13 protein-coding genes are annotated in these 15,479 nt (G+C 52.3%); 4 read left to right on the top strand and 9 right to left on the bottom strand.

Annotated features, from left to right (window positions below):
* Positions 1-175 precede the first annotated feature (175 nt).
* A complete protein-coding gene (locus IEV97_RS08820) occupies positions 176-994 on the top strand; it encodes a hypothetical protein (protein WP_188501155.1) in 819 nt (272 codons plus the stop codon).
* A gap of 158 nt (positions 995-1,152) precedes the next feature.
* Here IEV97_RS08820 and IEV97_RS08815 read toward each other — a convergent pair whose 3' ends face one another.
* The 3 genes from IEV97_RS08815 to IEV97_RS08805 form a co-directional block, all read right to left on the bottom strand.
* Complete coding sequence (locus IEV97_RS08815; protein WP_188501154.1) at positions 1,153-1,911, bottom strand: CPBP family intramembrane glutamic endopeptidase; 759 nt, start codon at positions 1,909-1,911, stop codon at positions 1,153-1,155.
* A 167-nt stretch (positions 1,912-2,078) separates the two neighbouring features.
* A complete protein-coding gene (locus IEV97_RS08810) occupies positions 2,079-2,543 on the bottom strand; it encodes a DUF302 domain-containing protein (RefSeq protein WP_229733872.1) in 465 nt (154 codons plus the stop codon).
* A gap of 1 nt (position 2,544) precedes the next feature.
* On the bottom strand, positions 2,545-3,675 hold the full coding sequence (locus IEV97_RS08805) for an acyloxyacyl hydrolase (protein ID WP_229733871.1): 1,131 nt from the start codon (positions 3,673-3,675) through the stop codon (positions 2,545-2,547).
* On the opposite strand from IEV97_RS08805, the gene IEV97_RS08800 reads away from it, so the two are divergent.
* Together IEV97_RS08800 and ppk1 are read left to right on the top strand one after the other, a co-directional pair.
* Positions 3,661-4,056, top strand: a complete 396-nt coding sequence (locus IEV97_RS08800) for a hypothetical protein (RefSeq protein WP_188501153.1) — start codon at positions 3,661-3,663, stop codon at positions 4,054-4,056. The two genes, IEV97_RS08805 and IEV97_RS08800, sit on opposite strands and share 15 nt — an antisense overlap.
* Positions 4,043-6,148: a polyphosphate kinase 1 gene (gene ppk1 / locus IEV97_RS08795; protein WP_188501152.1), complete on the top strand. Its 2,106-nt coding sequence runs from the start codon at positions 4,043-4,045 to the stop codon at positions 6,146-6,148. Before IEV97_RS08800 ends, ppk1 begins: the two co-directional genes overlap by 14 nt.
* A gap of 648 nt (positions 6,149-6,796) precedes the next feature.
* Here the strand turns inward: ppk1 and IEV97_RS08790 are convergent.
* Together IEV97_RS08790 and IEV97_RS08785 are read right to left on the bottom strand one after the other, a co-directional pair.
* Positions 6,797-7,699, bottom strand: coding sequence for a Ppx/GppA phosphatase family protein (locus IEV97_RS08790; RefSeq protein ID WP_188501151.1), 903 nt, complete (start codon positions 7,697-7,699; stop codon positions 6,797-6,799).
* A 110-nt stretch (positions 7,700-7,809) separates the two neighbouring features.
* A complete protein-coding gene (locus IEV97_RS08785) occupies positions 7,810-9,162 on the bottom strand; it encodes a peptidoglycan DD-metalloendopeptidase family protein (RefSeq protein WP_229733870.1) in 1,353 nt (450 codons plus the stop codon).
* 176 nt (positions 9,163-9,338) lie between these two features.
* Between IEV97_RS08785 and IEV97_RS08780 the strand changes: the two genes are divergently transcribed.
* Positions 9,339-10,193, top strand: coding sequence for a murein L,D-transpeptidase catalytic domain family protein (locus IEV97_RS08780; protein WP_229733869.1), 855 nt, complete (start codon positions 9,339-9,341; stop codon positions 10,191-10,193).
* Here the strand turns inward: IEV97_RS08780 and IEV97_RS08775 are convergent.
* From IEV97_RS08775 to treY, 4 genes are all read right to left on the bottom strand, one after another.
* A complete protein-coding gene (locus tag IEV97_RS08775; protein WP_188501150.1) occupies positions 10,159-10,731 on the bottom strand; it encodes a thioredoxin family protein in 573 nt (190 codons plus the stop codon). The two genes, IEV97_RS08780 and IEV97_RS08775, sit on opposite strands and share 35 nt — an antisense overlap.
* A 122-nt stretch (positions 10,732-10,853) precedes the next feature.
* Positions 10,854-11,105, bottom strand: coding sequence for a hypothetical protein (locus IEV97_RS08770; RefSeq protein ID WP_188501149.1), 252 nt, complete (start codon positions 11,103-11,105; stop codon positions 10,854-10,856).
* A 66-nt stretch (positions 11,106-11,171) separates the two neighbouring features.
* On the bottom strand, positions 11,172-12,680 hold the full coding sequence (gene malQ, locus IEV97_RS08765; protein ID WP_188501148.1) for a 4-alpha-glucanotransferase: 1,509 nt from the start codon (positions 12,678-12,680) through the stop codon (positions 11,172-11,174).
* Positions 12,677-15,400 carry a malto-oligosyltrehalose synthase gene (treY, locus tag IEV97_RS08760; protein WP_188501147.1) on the bottom strand — a complete coding sequence of 908 codons (2,724 nt, stop codon included), beginning with the start codon at positions 15,398-15,400 and terminating at the stop codon, positions 12,677-12,679. Before treY ends, malQ begins: the two co-directional genes overlap by 4 nt.
* Between the last annotated feature and the right edge of the window lie 79 nt (positions 15,401-15,479).

The raw sequence follows: 15,479 nt of genomic DNA, 5'->3' as shown, positions 1-15,479 counted from the left end.
TTTTGTTTGTATTTTATTGAGAGTATATTCGGATTTCCTATATTAGAAGAGTTTAACTAGGTATAACAATGCGCTTCTGATAAAGCGGTAACATACCAGACATAGTGCAGATAGTGGGGTAGGTGTTCCTGCTTTACACTAGTTGGGCAGAACTTAAATAATAAATCTTCAAAGAATGATCAGGCTAATAGTATGCTTTTTATTGCTTCTCTCTTTGCCTGTTTATGGACAGGTTGAGAATAGGTGGCAGCCTGATAGTGTATACATTAACAGAAACATTAAGAAGATCTTTGTCTACTTAAATTCACCTAAAGATCTGTCTGAAGTTGTAGAATGTGATAAAGATGGAAATAAAGTTAGGGTTGTTAAGTATAGTGCGTCCTACAATAGAAAGACTCGCAGATCAAAAACAGTTGAACAGATAAGTCATTACTTATATGATTCACTAAAGAGACCAACTCAAGTAATTGATACTATTTTTCATTTTAGTAATTCTGTAAGTGTTAACAATACTTACCTTAGCTACAACTCATCTGGACTTTTAGCATCTTCTAAATACTATAAAGGATCATTTCAGAAACCTTATAGTGTTACTAACTATTATTATAGCCCCTTTAAGTCAACGACCGTCCGCACCAACGACTCATTAACTTTTTATCAGAAGTCTAAGGAGTACGACAGAGATTTCTATGTTAAAAGGTTTTATGGCTTTTATTTGGAGCAAAAGCTTAAAAGCGGACTTGCTATTCACGAAGGTGACACTACAAGGTTTCAGTTCTCAGATTACTCTGATTTGCAAAGATTTGAAGATGATAAGATCATTGAAAACAAGTTTGACGCAGCAGGCAGATTAATTAGCTCTGATATTAGGTCGGTATTTATGAACGATAGGGTTAATGAATATAAATTGGTTTATAGCTATGACACCAATGGACTATTAAAAAGTATCCGTGGATATATACCTAAATTCTATAAGTATGAATTCCATGAATAAAACCTTTGCCCAACAAGGTATAAATGTCATCTCAGCCTATGGCCTTCGCCGTCATTTATACTAGACCGTTAAATCCACGAACTTAAACAGGAAAGAATGCTTCAGAAAAAGGCAGCCGCTTCTATTTATCTTATTCCTCAATGTTCGCTATAAAAACATCAGACGCCAGCGCTATACCTGACTTCACGAGGCTTCCTGTAGGACTGCCATAAGATTAATAGCACCAGCAAAAAGCCCCAGCAGCCTGTCAGTATCCAGGTGCTGGCATCGCTCGAAGATGAAGAAGCGGTGCTGAATAATGTTCTGGTTGATTCGTAGGAAATGTTGGCGCCCCAGTGTATGCCGAAGGCAAGCCAGAGTGATTTGGTGATGATGACCGCATAGGCCAGTACCAGTCCGAGTAACAGCAGATAGGAAAGGACTGCCGCGCCATCGCCTAATCGCCAGATATGATTGAGCACATAGACCAAAGCGGAAAGCAGCACCCAGTAAGCGGGCTTCAAGTACTTTTCCAGATGTGCGTAAAGGTAGCCCCGCGTTAAGATGTCTTCTGCTACAGAAGGAACCACGGTCATGAGCAGGAGCATAGGTACTTGGCCGGCAAAAGCTGCGATGGAGGTGCTGGAAACTATGCTTTCATAGCCCAGCAGAATCGAGAGGTAGAACGACAGCGCAAAGAATGCCAGACCCAGCAATAGTCCCACCAGGAGTTGCACGAGCCAGTTGGATTTCAGCGCCAAGCCATAACCTCCAAGCCCTCGCCACCCCTGAGCTCTGACCAGGAAAAAAGCAGCCACCAGGAACCCGATTTTGAACAGGGCCATTATCCAGAAAGCAGAGAAAAACTCCGGGAAATGATAGAGGACGAAGAGGAGGAGAAACCCTGCTGCGAATGAGAGTAGACTACGTGTGGGCATAGCTTGTGATAAGAGCCATTAGGAGCCCTCAGACCGCAATAATAATTTAAATTATAAGTAATTGCAATGAACCAGGAGGGGGAAATTTCAGGCGCCGGGGTACACCTTTACAACCCTGACAGACAATGGGTTTTACCGATAATTACCACAAACACAGAGCAGATACGTTACTCCCGCACCACCTCACTCAGCTTCTCAAATACCTTCCCCATTTTATCGAGCACGGCCTGCTGCTCACTTATGGCAAAGTGCTGTTTCAATTCGTTTGGGTGACGGTAACTCAGGTATACCTGACCCTTTTCGTCTTCCCATACCAGCAGACGCAAAGGCAGGTCCAGACCGGCGCGCTGGTCGGCTTGCATGAGGTGGGTGCCTACCAGCGGATTGCCGAAAATAAGCACATGCGTTGGCCGGAGCTCCAGGCCCTTATCAGCGGCAGCTTTGGCGTGGTCAACTTCCGCGATCAGGTTGATTCCCATACCTTGTAGGGCCGTTCGAAGTTTGGTCAACGTCTCTTCCATGCCATAGGCGCTGGGTTTTGTGAGCAGTTGCTCCGACTGGGAAGGTTGTGCTATACCTGCGCAGGCGGTACAGATCAATAGGAAAATGGCGAAAGTGAGGTGCTTCATCATATTAAAATCTAAACCCGACACGGGCGTCCAGAAAATCAGCTACATGGCGATGCGCCTTCAGGTTGATGCCGTAGAACATATGCCCTGCTGTATGGTACTCCAAACCCCAGCGCTGATACACCGGGTCCCGGGCTTTGTACGGGGAGTATACGTATACCCCTAGCTGCTGATTGAAGCGGAAGCGACCGATGCGCAACTCGTGCCCCACCAGCAAAGCACCGCGCTGGAAATTACGACCGTCTTCTTCGTCCTGCAAGTGCTTCCGCAAGGTATAGTCTGCTATCCACTCGGCCCCGCCGGTCAGGGCGCTGATGCGGCCGATGGGCTGGCTCACATAGGCGCTTATACCTAGCAGTGGCAACTTGCGCGAAGGCTCGTCGCGGCGGTCTTTGCCCGTACCAAATATAGCCACCAGAAAATTGCGCTCCTGCTGCTCCCGCATACCTGCTGATGCTTGTCTTTCAGGGAAAGCAGCAGGTCGCAGGGCATAGTTGAGCCCCAGCGTGGCCGACGGAAAGTTGATGCCTTTGTTTGGCTGCCGCAGCCCACCGTTCGAAATATGCTTGTAGGTACCGCCCGCCCGCAGCATCCAACGCTCGTTTAATCGGTAGTTGCCCAACAGGTTGACCTCAAGCGGAAAGCTGACTCGGGTGCTGTAAAAGAGGTTGTCGGGGTTTGTCTCAGGGTGGTAGATGTTGTCCATATACGCCAGTCCGGCACCGAAGCGGAAAGACAAACTAAAGCGGCGGTGTGCCGAAAGGAAAGGCTCTACATACAAAAGCAAGGTATAGGCACTACCCAACACATCCGGGTTATCGAAATTGTAGTAAGCCAGCGCAGCGCCCAGCCTGGGGTAGCCCTGCAGGTACTGCCAGGCACGTTCGTTGGTAAAGTGCAGACTCACATCTGCTTCTATCCCCCAGGGATTGGAGCCGGATATATCCTTTATATCACTTGAGTGCGGTATGATAAAGCCGCTGTGCCCTGTCAGGCCTATGTTAATCGCTGATCGGGTGGAATCGCTTTGCCAGGCGGCACCAGCCAGAGCAGGTGCCCACATCATGGAAAGGACCAGGACTGTGGATGATAAAATGCCGATACGAAAGCGTTTTCCAAAATGCGTCATTTTCATGTCATTTCGAGTAACCTCGCAACACCTTTAAGTTTTCTATGGGCCAGTGCGGCAGAGTCAGGGCAGGAGCTCAATCAGGTATGGCAGTCTGTTGCATGGCTTCTTTCAACTGCCTCTTTTTTATACCTGAGGCAGACAGATTGGTTTTGGGATTTCGGTGTAGAAAAAGGAATAGGCGAGGTGTTTTCGGTGCTGGAAGATGCTTTTAAAAAACATTTGTGCAAGGTTTCGGCAAAAGGCATGACAAATTCACTTACAAAATTTATATTAGCACTCGGGCGTTCTTTTTGCGAAGCCCGTATACCTGCGTCTGTCCGGAAACCTTTGTTCTCCGGGTACAGACGAGGCTTCCCTAACATCCGAAAACATGCTGATCAATAAGGTTTCTGACCAGATAAAACGAAGTAAATACATCAGCCGCGACCTGAGTTGGTTGCGCTTCAACTACCGTGTGCTCGACCAGGCCCGCGACACCAGCCGCAGTATTTTCGACCGGCTCAAGTTCATGGCCATCACGGCTTCCAACCTCGATGAGTTTTTCATGATCCGGGTGGGCAGCTTGTACAACTACATCGATTACGGCAAAGAGCGACTGGATTATTCCGGTCTGCGCGAAATGCCTTTCCGCAAAAAGCTGCTCGACTATGCCCACCGCTTCGTCAACGATCAGTACCTGACCTTCAACAACGAACTGGCCGAGCTGTTCGAGAAGAATGGATTTGACATCCTGAAAGTAGGCGACCTGACCGAGATCGAGCAAAAGAAGGTGGACAGCTACTTCAAAAACACGATCTACCCGCTGCTTACCCCCATGGTGTTCGACAATTACCATGGTTTTCCGCTGCTCATGAACCAACTGCTTACCTTTGGTGTGGTGACCCGCACGACAGAGGAGCAGAAGGCGCAGGACCGCGTGACCTTTGTACAGATACCGCAGAACCTGGCCCGTTTTTACGAGATCAACCGCAAGGACAAGCTCATCTTTGTGCCGATCGAGGAGATAATCCGCTGGAAGATCAAAAAGCTGTTCCGAAACGTGGAGATCGTGTCGGTCAACCTCTTCCGCATTACCCGCAACGGGGACTTCACGCTGGAGGAGTCAGACGACATCGAAGCAGACTTTGTGCAGGAGATCAAGTCGAAACTGAAGACGCGCAAGAAAGGGCGTGTGGTGCGCCTGGAGATCGAGCGCAATCCGTCTGCTTTCATGATGAAGGTTCTGAAGGAGCGCTGGACCATCGATAATGCCAATGTCTTTACCATCACCACCATGATTGACCTGCGCGGTCTTTGGCAGATCATCAACCACCGGCAGTTTAAGGACAAAGGCTTCAAGCAGCCCGCTCCTGTTGTTCCGCTCAGTTTGCCTGCTGAGTCCGTGGATATGTTCGAGTATCTAAAGGAACATGATGTGCTGTTGCACCACCCGTACAACAACATGGATCCTGTCGTGCAGCTGCTGGAACGCGCCGCCGAAGACCCCTATGTGCTGGGGATCAAGCAGACGATCTACCGCCTGGCCGACCAGTCGCGGGTGACGGCTGCCCTGCTAAAGGCTGCTGAAAACGGCAAGCACGTGTCGGTGTTGTTTGAGGTGAAGGCCCGTTTTGACGAAGAACGCAACCTGCGGGAAGGCGAACGTCTGGAGAAGGCTGGCTGCTTTGTGATCTACGGCATCAGCAAGTACAAGACGCACACCAAAATGCTCATGATCATCCGGAAGGAAGGGGAGAAGGTAACGCGCTACGTGCACATCGGCAGCGGCAACTACAACGAGCAGACGGCCCGCCTGTATACCGACGTGAGCCTGCTGACTACGAATGATGTGTATGCGCACGACGTGTCGGAGTTTTTCAATGTTATCACCGGCCACTCCAGGCCGAACGAATACAAGTACCTGCTCACTTCACCCAAGGCCATGCGCTCGCAGCTGATCGAGCTGATCCGGAATGAGGCACGCAACGCCAAAAAAGGTTTGAAAAGCGGCATTGTTATTAAGATCAATTCGCTGGAAGACAAGGAGGTGATCGACGAGTTTTACAAAGCCTCCAAAGCCGGTGTGCCGATCAAACTCATCGTGCGCGGCATCTGCTGTCTGCGACCGGGGCGTGAAGACCTGAGCGAGAATATTTCGGTGAAGTCGATCGTAGGAGAGTATCTGGAGCACAGTCGCATTTTCTACTTCCATAACAACGGAGAATCCAAGGTATACGGTGGCAGTGCCGATATCATGGTGCGCAGCTTTGACCGCCGCATCGAGGCGCTTTTCCTGATCGTGAATGAAGAGCTGAAGAAAGAGGCGATCAACATCCTTTACTACAACCTGCTCGACAACCAGAACTCCTACATCATGCGCGAAGACGGCACCTACGCCCGCAAAAAACCAGCCGCCAACGAAGAGATCATTGACGTACACAAGCTGTTTTACAAAAAGGTATTCGAGGATGCTGCACAGGAAGTAGAACTCGTATAGTTTCAGCCCCCTTCTGACAACAGGAGGGGGCTTTTTTTGTCAGAATCAGGATTTACAAGATTTAAGAGGGCCCCTACCCCCACGGATTAACAGGATTCTCTTGCACGATTGTCATCCCCCTACCCCCTTCGAAGGGGGACTCTCTGCCGCTGCCGGTTTTTTAGGTATAGCACTGTGGCTTTAGCAGTTATATTGCAATACCGGGTCCAACCACCCCTGCCCCTCCTTGTCAAAGGAGGGGAGTCTGTAGCTGCCATTTCGAAGCTATAAGCCCCGTAGCACAGTCCACTGGCAGGTATAGCAAGACTAACTTGCAGGGAGCTACGAAGCAGATAGCATCAGACAGGTGCACCAACGACGATTTTGTGTTTGAGCGTTCAGCGAGTTTAAAATCGTCTTGATTTTTTTGCTTACTTTTTTCATCAAGGAAAAAAGTAAGGCCCGGCTGGCCAAGCCAAGCTACGGAGCAAAATAGCATAACGTATGGAAAGGAAGAAGCTACGCCAGGTATAGGTATAGCCATTCAGCCAGTAATACATGACAAAGGGGCTAGAGGCCCCACCCTACCAGACACTCGCGCCATGAATGACCAGCAGTCGTACGCTATTAAGCTATACCTGCAATTCAGCCCCGACTGCAAAGCGAAAACTACCTGCTAATCTGACTGATCACAAAACGCTCCTGATGGTGCTGCTCATACAAAGCATGGATCATTCCGTCTTTGAGGCCAACGGCAGGCACGAGCATGCTTTCCAGCTTCGCCCACTTCATGGCAGACAGGTAGATCTCAGCGGCGGGGAGGATGACGTCGGCGCGGTCGGGGTTGAGGAGGAGCTCGGTAATGCGCTGCTCCATGGTCATGGCCGCTATACCCTGAGTAATCTCCTCGATCTGCTTGCGGAAAATTGGCTTGCCAACTGCCTTGCCTGACATATCGAAAATCTTGTTGATGTTGCCTCCGGTGCCGATGGCGCGGGTGAGGTGGTATTTCCGGGCATTCTCTTCGATCCAGGTCCGCATGCTGTTCCAAAGCTCATGCGAGTCAACCCCGTGCATGTGGCGGATAGAGCCCTGCTCAAAAGAATGGGATGCCATTTTTTCCCGGTTTACATAGATGTTAAACTCCGTGCTGCCGCCGCCCACGTCAATGTGCAGGTAGTTGCGCTCGTCCAGGAAGTTCACGATGACTTTGTTGATCAGCTCAGCCTCCGCTTCCCCGTCGATCACCTGGATGTTCATGCCGATCGCCTGGTGCACGCGGTCCAGGATTTCAGGGGCATTTTCGGAGGTTCGCATGGCCGATGTGGCGCACACCATGTAGTGGTCCACGTCGTGCACGTCGAGCAGCAGTTGAAAAGCGTGAAGGAGCTTGATGAATTTCTGAATTTTGTACTCGCTGATAAAGCCGTTGCTGAAAACATCCTCGCCGAATCGGATGGCGTAGCGGATGTATTCTATTCGTTTAAAAATAACGTTTCCATTCTGATTCAGGACGCTGGAGATCTGGCATCTTACGGCGTTCGAACCGATATCAATAGCAGCTAACTTCAAATATAATCTGTTTAGGAGCGTACAACATGCTTTTTCAAGCCAAATATAAGTATTAATGCTGTACGCATAAAGGCTCTAAACCACTAAAATAAGGCAGCCGGAAAACAATTTTACTCAGCAGCCTGCACCCAGCCGAGTCTGCCGTCCGATTGCCGCACCAGCTCAAACTGCCCGTTAACGGCCACTACAGGTATAGCGAATCCCGCTGGCAGACTGTCCATTTGCCCGGCTTCCGGGTGCGCCTCGTCCAGCAACGGACGCTCCTGTTTTAGTTTCTTGACGGCAATCGGTTTGGCTATACTTTCCACAAGAGAGCTGATGATGTACGCTTCAGACTGGTCGGGCAGACGCACGCGGTACCAGTCATTGGCAGCGCCCGTCACCCGCAGCGGCGTGTTTTTGGGGAGGGAGGTATGCAGCCCGGCTTTGGCTGAAGGCGCAGTCCGGACATTGGCCATTTTAGACGATACCCGCACCCAGTTGCCGATGTGAGCGGCATCCACTTTTACGGCAGGTATAGGGGCAGCCGATTGATGCACGTAAGGGTAGGGGTTGGTGGCGCCGTGGCCGTAGCGGTATATCCCGAAGTGCAGGTGCGGACCGGTTCCCCGGGCATTGCCCGTGTTACCAACCAGCCCCAGGGTGTCGCCTACGCTAACGCGCTGTCCGGCCGCGACCAACTGCTGGTCCAGGTGCGCATAGTACAGGTTCTGCCCACGTTCCCTATCCGAAAGCCAGATAACCCTGCCACCGCGAGGCGTCTCGTCTACCCGCGATACCGTACCGTCTACTGATGCAATTACGGGCGTGCCACGCGGTGCAAAGATATCAATGCCTTCGTGGCTGCGGGCGCCCGCATCGCGCGGGTCGCCCCAGATGCTGGCGATGTGGCGGCTCGATTTGCCAGGTATAGGGAAAGCCAGCGTAGGCTGTGCCTGAATCGTGATGGTATACGAGCCGCCCCGCAGTAGCTCAGGTTGAATCCGCAGCAGATGGGCCATGTCTTCGTCTACCACATAGGTCAGGATGGTGGCTGTAGAATCGGCAGAGGCGACGCGTTTAGGGGCAGTTGCAGGATCAGTGCCAGCCTCAAACAGGTCCATGAACACTTGCATGGTTTGGCGGGCTTTCATCTCCAGATTCACGACCAGTTTCTCGCCGCGTTTTACCTCTACTTTGTAACCCAGTGCCCGTGGTTTGTCAGCCGGAAAATAGCCAGTTTCCTTAAAAGGAAGCGTAACCGGTGTAGGCGTTTGCAGAGCCGTCTGACCTGCTGCCAGCCAGTCCTGCCCTACAGCGGTTTCATCGAGTTTGGCGGATTTCAGGGAAGAGACATAGGCCTCGTAGGGGGATTCTTTTTTGAACACACCCCGCAGGGTTTCCCGGCTTCCGCAACCGGTGAGAAAGAGGGTGATCAATAGAGAATATATAAAAGGAGAATAGCTGATCGGCTTGCTGTTCATGCTTGTTTTTGTTTCCGGATGACAGATGTGTGTCCCTATCTATACAAAGATGATACCCGGTTTGATTCCTTTCGCCTGATATAGAATGATTTGTGCGCCATGTTGGACCTTTAGGGAAAACCCGAACAGTGTATGAGCGAACACGTAAAAAACATCTGTACCAATGAGATCGGATTGTGAGAACGAACGTCAGAAAGAAAAGCATCAAAGAACGGTGGCGCAACCGCAGGAGAAAGATGGGCAAACGCCTGTTACCGCTCTTTGCCCCGCTCATACTATCACCCTCCGCTTCGATAGGGGCAGGCAAGTATGTGTCGATCGACAAAAAAGCAAAGGCCGACGTGACGGCGCTTTCCGTCATCCGCTTTGAACAGGTCTCCTTCGACCTCTATACCCAGATGAAACTGAGCGCTGCCGGACTGAGCTATGATGCGTTTAACAACGCGCTGATGGGCTACTACGGCATGTACAACGAAGGGCGCCTGTCCGACAAAGGCATCCTGACGGTGGTGGATTTCACGAAGCCCTCCAACGATAAAAGACTCTGGGTGCTCGACCTCAACAGCCGCGAGGTGCTGCACAATACCTACGTGGCGCACGGGCGTAACTCCGGTGAGGTAAGGGCACAAGCCTTCTCCAACGAGCACAAATCGTTTATGAGCAGCGTGGGTTTTTATGTGACGGACGACATCTACCACGGCAAGCACGGCAAATCGCTACGGCTCGACGGCCTGGACGAAGGCTACAATACGAACGCCCGCGACCGTTCGGTGGTAATGCACGGAGCAGAATACGCTACTGAAGACTTTATGAACAAATACGGCAGACTGGGCCGCAGCCTGGGTTGTCCGGCGGTGCCACTGGGCGAGCACGAAAGCATCATCGATGCTATTACAGGAAGAACGGCTTTGTACATTCACTCAGGCGACAAGCAGTATACTTCGCACTACCTGGACAATGCCAATGCCGTGGCGGGCTACATGGCCAGCACGCAGCCTACCCAGCTTCCGCCAGCGGAGTTTTCCATTTAATGCCACAGCCTATACCTGGCTTCTGGTCAGCGACTACAGGCTGACCGGCCAGCAGGGCATCCAGTACCTGGCGCAGGTCGCAACCTGTTACAGGCACGTCGTTTTTAGGCCGTGCATCATCGAACTGCCCATGGTAGGCCAGGCGCATGTTCCGGTCGAACACATAGAACTCAGGTGTGCAAACGGCCTGGTAGGTGCGGGCCACCTGCTGGGTCTGGTCGTACAGGTATGGAAACGGGAAGCTTTTCTCCTTAGCCAGTGCGCGCATTTGCTGTGGTCCGTCCTGTGGGGAATTGGCGGCATCGTTTGCACTGATACCTACAAAACGCACGCCTTTCTGCTGATACTCATTGGCCACCTGCACCAGTTCGGTTAGGATGTGCTGCACATAGGGGCAGTGGTTACAGAGGAACATGATCACCGTGGCTTTGTTAGAGGCGACATCCTGTAGCGAGACGATCTGATCGGAAACCGTGTCGAGCAGGGCGAAGTTGGGTGCTACAGTGCCCAGAGGTAATGCTGTGGAAGCTAATGGCATAACGCTGTAGATTTAGGTGAGAGAATCTTCCAGGCTATACCTGAAAGCTGAATCAATGTAAGATTTTTGCAGGAATAAAAAAAGAAAATCAACAGGCATCGTTCACCTGTTGATTTTCTTCTTTATCGATCCCTTGAGCTTCTGGTGATGGCAAAGTAGATCACATAGAACCAGCTGAAGATCCCGTGCAGTATCGCCCATAGGATGGACTGATTGCGTGACCAGGAGGCCACTATGGCAATCACCGAACCCAGCCCCACACCTTTTTCGATGACGGTTGTTTGGGTTACTTCTGTAGCATCGCCCATCTGCGCCAGCAAGGGCGTGGCGCATACCAACAGCAATGCGAGGCTAAGGGAAAGGTTCTTGTTCATGTTCCGTGATAAGGTTAGTACACACAATATTGCGCTAACAATATACACAGGAAAATGAATATTCACCTACCTTCCATACAACTCCACTTCCTGCTTCAACTTATGTGCTACCGTCCTGGTAAATTGGCCTGGCTGCAGGCGCCATTGCCAGTTGCCGTTAGCGGTGGAGGGTTTGTTCATGATCGCTTCCTTGCCCAGGCCCAGCACATCCTGTATAGGCAACACCACCAGTTGCGCCACCGACATATAAGCCAATCGGGCCATCACGCTACTCACGTTTTCCTTCGACAGGCGCTGGGCGCTGTAGTCGCTCAGGCGTTTTTTGTCTTCGCGGCTGGCGTCGTGCTCATACCAGGCCCGCACGGTGCTGTTGTCGTGGGTGCCCGTGTACACGATGGCGTTCTGCACGTGGTGGTGCGGTGCATACAGGCTGTGCGGCAGGTCCTCGCCAAAGGCAAAAAGCAGCACACGCATACCTGGCAAATCAAAAGCTGCCATCAGGTCGCGCACCGGTTGGTCGATCTCTCCCAAATCTTCGGCGATGATGGGCATGGCCGGGAATTTCTTTTTGACAGCCGTAAGCAACTCGGTTCCGGGTGTCTTTACCCACTTGCCGTTGATAGCGGTTTCTTCCCCGGCCGCCACTTCCCAGTAGGCGGAGAAAGCACGGAAATGGTCGAGTCGAAGTAGACCAAACAGCTCCAGGTTATGAGCAATGCGCTGCAGCCACCAGTCGAAGTCCTGTTTTTCCAGCGCTGCACAGTCAAACACCGGGGTGCCCCACAGCTGGCCTGTTTCACTGAAGTAATCCGGCGGCACACCCGATACAGCCGTCGGCATATTGGCTCTGTCCAGTTTAAAAAGATGCGGGTGCGACCACACGTCCGCGCTGTCGTGGCTGACATAGAAGGGCATATCGCCAATAAACGTGACCTCTTTGGAGGTGCAGTAGGATTTGAGGGCTTCCCACTGTCGGTAAAAGAGAAACTGCAGAAAAGCCTCCCGTTCTATTTCGCCAGCCAACTCGGCTGTCAGCGCTTCCATGGCGTGCACTTGCCTGGTCTTTACTTTTTCAGGCCATTCGGTCCAGGGTTTCCGGTCGTAGTACTGTTTGAAAGCCACATAATGCGTGAAGTCCGTCAGCCACGATTTGTGGGCTTCCTGAAAACGAATGAACTCACCCTGTAGCTTGCTCGCTTTGCCGTCTTTGTAGTTGTCGTACGCCTGCCGAAGAAGCTTTACCTTGTAGTCCGCCACCCTTGGGTAGTCTACTTTCGCCTTGTTGAAACCGCCGCCTGCCCGCAGGTCTTTTTTATCAAGCAGGCCGTCTTCTACCAGTCTTTCCGGGCTGATCAGCAGCGGATTGCCGGCGAAGGCAGAGTGACTGCTGTAGGGCGAGTTGCCTGAGCCGATCTCGGTCGGGTTGAGGGGCAGTATCTGCCAGTAGCGCTGGCCCGCCTCGGCCAACAGGTCGGCGAACTTGTAGGCTTCCGAGCCCAGATCGCCAATGCCGTAGGCCGATGGGAGAGAGGTGATGTGGAGCAGAATGCCGCTACTTCTTTTGGGTATGATCATAGCTTCGTGGATGTTAAGAGTGCAACCGGGAAAGACTTGAATATTTCAGCCAAAGGTATAGCGCGCTTCGCTTGTACGTGCTGCCCGCCAAACAATTGGTGCCATTCCTGCGGGGATTCGGCTGGCAGTTCTACCGATGTGTCGCCCCATACCTGCTCGCCCAGTGGCAGTTCGTTTTCGGAGATGATATCGGTCAAAAGGCGCGGCACCACGACGATGCACCAGTTTTCTTCGTGGTGACGCGCAAAGGCCATGGCCTGTATGCTGTGCTTGCCTTTCAGCTGCAGTGGAATATAATCGCCTTTGTCGAAGAGTGCTTTTTGCGCCTTGCGCAGGTGAAGCACCTGGTGCAGCAGGTATAGCTTGACGCGGGCATCGGTCGGGGATGATAGCAGTTGCTGCAGCATCTGTTCAGGTTGTTGGCTTGCTTTTATCTCCTGTAAAAACTGTTGCCGCAATTCGTAGTCCACAGGGCGGCGGTTGTCGGGGTCCACCAGGCTGAAGTCCCAGAGTTCGCAGCCCTGGTACACGTCGGGCACGCCCGGGCAGGTGGTTTTGAGGAGCGTCTGGCAGAGGGAATAGAGCCAGCCGAAGTGCGCCGCTTTTCGGAAGAAGGGCAGGAAGGATGCCATGAATTCCTCATCTTCCTGCAGCAGTTTCTGCACCAGTTCTTTCGTGGCCGTTTCATAGCCCTCGTTCGGCTCCGACCAGTTGGTGTTGGCCTTAGCCTCCCGGAAAGCTTTTACCAGGTACTCCTGCACCCGCTCCACCAGCGTATCATCCACCTGGCTATCTATCGGCATAACGCCCAGCAGGGTTTGCAAAATGAAGTAGAGGTCGTTTGCCGTCGGGCCGTTTTCGTGGCTGTGCCGTTGTGCCAGTTGCATCCATGCTTTTGCGTTTTTCTCCCACTCCTCCGGCAACTCGCTCAGTACCTGCAGCCGCATGCGGGAACCTTCGCCGCGCTTGGTGTCGTGCGTGGCCGTGGCGTTGATGGAGTGCGGATAGGTCTGCATGCGGTACTGCATGCGCTCGTGGAAGTCGCGGCGGTCGAGGTTGAACACATCCGGACTGTTGCCCACCTCGTTGAGCGCCAGCAGCCGGTTGTAGTTGTAGAAGGTCGTATCTTCCACCCCCTTGGCGGCCAGCGGCCCGGTGAACTGCTGACTGCGCATCACAAAGTAGAGCTTGTTGCGCCTCTGTTCTTCGCTGTCCTGCCCACCGGACGCAAACAAGGTGCGCAAATGCTCCAGCTCGGCTTTCAGATCGGGGGCTTTTTCATGCGCAATGGTAAAAGCCTTCTCCACCACCTCCAGGGCTTCCGGCGCCAGCGGGAAGGTATGGCCGTAGATGCGGTATACCGGGAAGGAAGCCAGCAGCGTGGCCAGCGCATGGTGCCAGTTCTCGTTTTCTGACGAGGCAGGCAGCAGCTCGCTGTCGCGCAGCAGTCGCAGCAGGTTTTGCAGCTCGCCCTGCATGTAGTTCTCCAGTATCAGCAGCTTTTTCTCGTACACCAGTCCTTCGTAGTCGAGCGGAGCTTCGGGTACGAGGCGGCGGTATACCTGCGTCAGTTTGCGTTCGCCTTCGGCATCGGTGTAGAGGTTGCTCACCCAGGCCAGAAAATCGTAGCCGCTGTTGCCCTCAATTGGCCAGTAGTCGGGCATGTTTTCTTCACCTTCCAGGATCTTCTCCACCACCAGGTATACCTGCTCGCCAGCCAGTTCGCGCAGTTGCGTCAGGTACTTGTCGGGGTCAAAAAGGCCGTCGACGTGGTCTACCCGCAGTCCCTGCACCAGTTGCCGCATGCAGAGTTCCTTGATGAACTGATGGTAATGGGTAAACACCTCCTCCCGCTCCATGGCCGTGCAGATCAGGTCATTGACGGTGAAGAATCGGCGGTAGTTGATCCTTTTTTCCGTTTCCTGCCAGTGGCTCAAAATGTAATACTGTTGCTCCAGCAATTTCTGAAGGGCTGACTTGTCGTCGTTTATACCTTGCAGCACGTCGGCTATACCTTGCTTTATTCCCGGCTGGTCCTGCGCCGCTTGGTAGAGTGCCTGTTTTGCCTGCAGCCAGTCATTTGGCGCCAGTTTGTCATGGGCCATCAGTTGCTCCAGCTTTTGTGTCTGCTCAGCCAGTTGTGTTTTGCCATCACTTGCCGTGAGCTTTTCAGCGACACGCGCCAACAGGAAGGTATAGCTGTCGATGCTGATCGGGTAGCTGTTGTCGAAGTAGTTGAGACGGAAGCCCTGTTCATCGAATGTGATCTGAAGTTGTCCCGCTTTTACGACCTCCTCCAAAGGTTCCCCCAAAAAGGGTACCATCAACTGACCTTTGAAATCCGGATGGTTGAAGTTGACGTCGAAGAAGGTATAGAAGCGCGACTTCTGGCCTTTCTCGAGCACGTCCATTAGCCAGGCGTTATTCGGGTGGAAGGCCATGTGGTTTGGTACAATGTCCTGCAGCCAGCCCATGCCGTGCGCTTTCAGTTCTTCGGCTATTTCCTGCAGCTCTTCCATGGTACCCACCTCCGGGTTGATCTGGTGCGGGTCTGTGACGTCGTAGCCGTGCTCACTGCCGGGCCGGGCCGTGAAAAAAGGCGCTGCGTAAATGGTGCTGATGCCCAGATCGCGCAGGTAGGGGAGAATGTTTATCAGGTCCCGCAGCGTGAACTGCGGTGATAGCTGTACTCTGTATGTGGAGGAAGGTATATAGACCATGTTTTATCGATATTATTTTGATTTGCCGACTACTTGACAAAGGACTTTCTCATAAAGGACTTCCTATACCTTCGAATCT

This window comes from Pontibacter amylolyticus, assembly GCF_014638845.1.
Classification (GTDB): Bacteria; Bacteroidota; Bacteroidia; order Cytophagales; family Hymenobacteraceae; genus Pontibacter; species Pontibacter amylolyticus.
Note: the sequence above shows the minus strand (reverse complement) of the source record. Positions and strands in the feature narration are given on the sequence as shown.

Bases quoted from the DNA above. Each gene is read 5' to 3' on its own strand.
- IEV97_RS08820 (WP_188501155.1), top strand. From the start codon at position 176: ATGATCAGGCTAATAGTATGCTTTTTATTGCTTCTCTCTTTGCCTGTT.
- IEV97_RS08815 (WP_188501154.1), bottom strand. From the start codon at position 1,911: ATGCCCACACGTAGTCTACTCTCATTCGCAGCAGGGTTTCTCCTCCTC.
- IEV97_RS08810 (WP_229733872.1), bottom strand. From the start codon at position 2,543: ATGATGAAGCACCTCACTTTCGCCATTTTCCTATTGATCTGTACCGCC.
- IEV97_RS08800 (WP_188501153.1), top strand. From the start codon at position 3,661: ATGCGTCATTTTCATGTCATTTCGAGTAACCTCGCAACACCTTTAAGT.
- IEV97_RS08805 (WP_229733871.1), bottom strand. From the start codon at position 3,675: ATGAAAATGACGCATTTTGGAAAACGCTTTCGTATCGGCATTTTATCA.
- ppk1 (WP_188501152.1), top strand. From the start codon at position 4,043: ATGCTGATCAATAAGGTTTCTGACCAGATAAAACGAAGTAAATACATC.
- IEV97_RS08785 (WP_229733870.1), bottom strand. From the start codon at position 9,162: ATGAACAGCAAGCCGATCAGCTATTCTCCTTTTATATATTCTCTATTG.
- IEV97_RS08775 (WP_188501150.1), bottom strand. From the start codon at position 10,731: ATGCCATTAGCTTCCACAGCATTACCTCTGGGCACTGTAGCACCCAAC.
- IEV97_RS08770 (WP_188501149.1), bottom strand. From the start codon at position 11,105: ATGAACAAGAACCTTTCCCTTAGCCTCGCATTGCTGTTGGTATGCGCC.
- malQ (WP_188501148.1), bottom strand. From the start codon at position 12,680: ATGATCATACCCAAAAGAAGTAGCGGCATTCTGCTCCACATCACCTCT.
- treY (WP_188501147.1), bottom strand. From the start codon at position 15,400: ATGGTCTATATACCTTCCTCCACATACAGAGTACAGCTATCACCGCAG.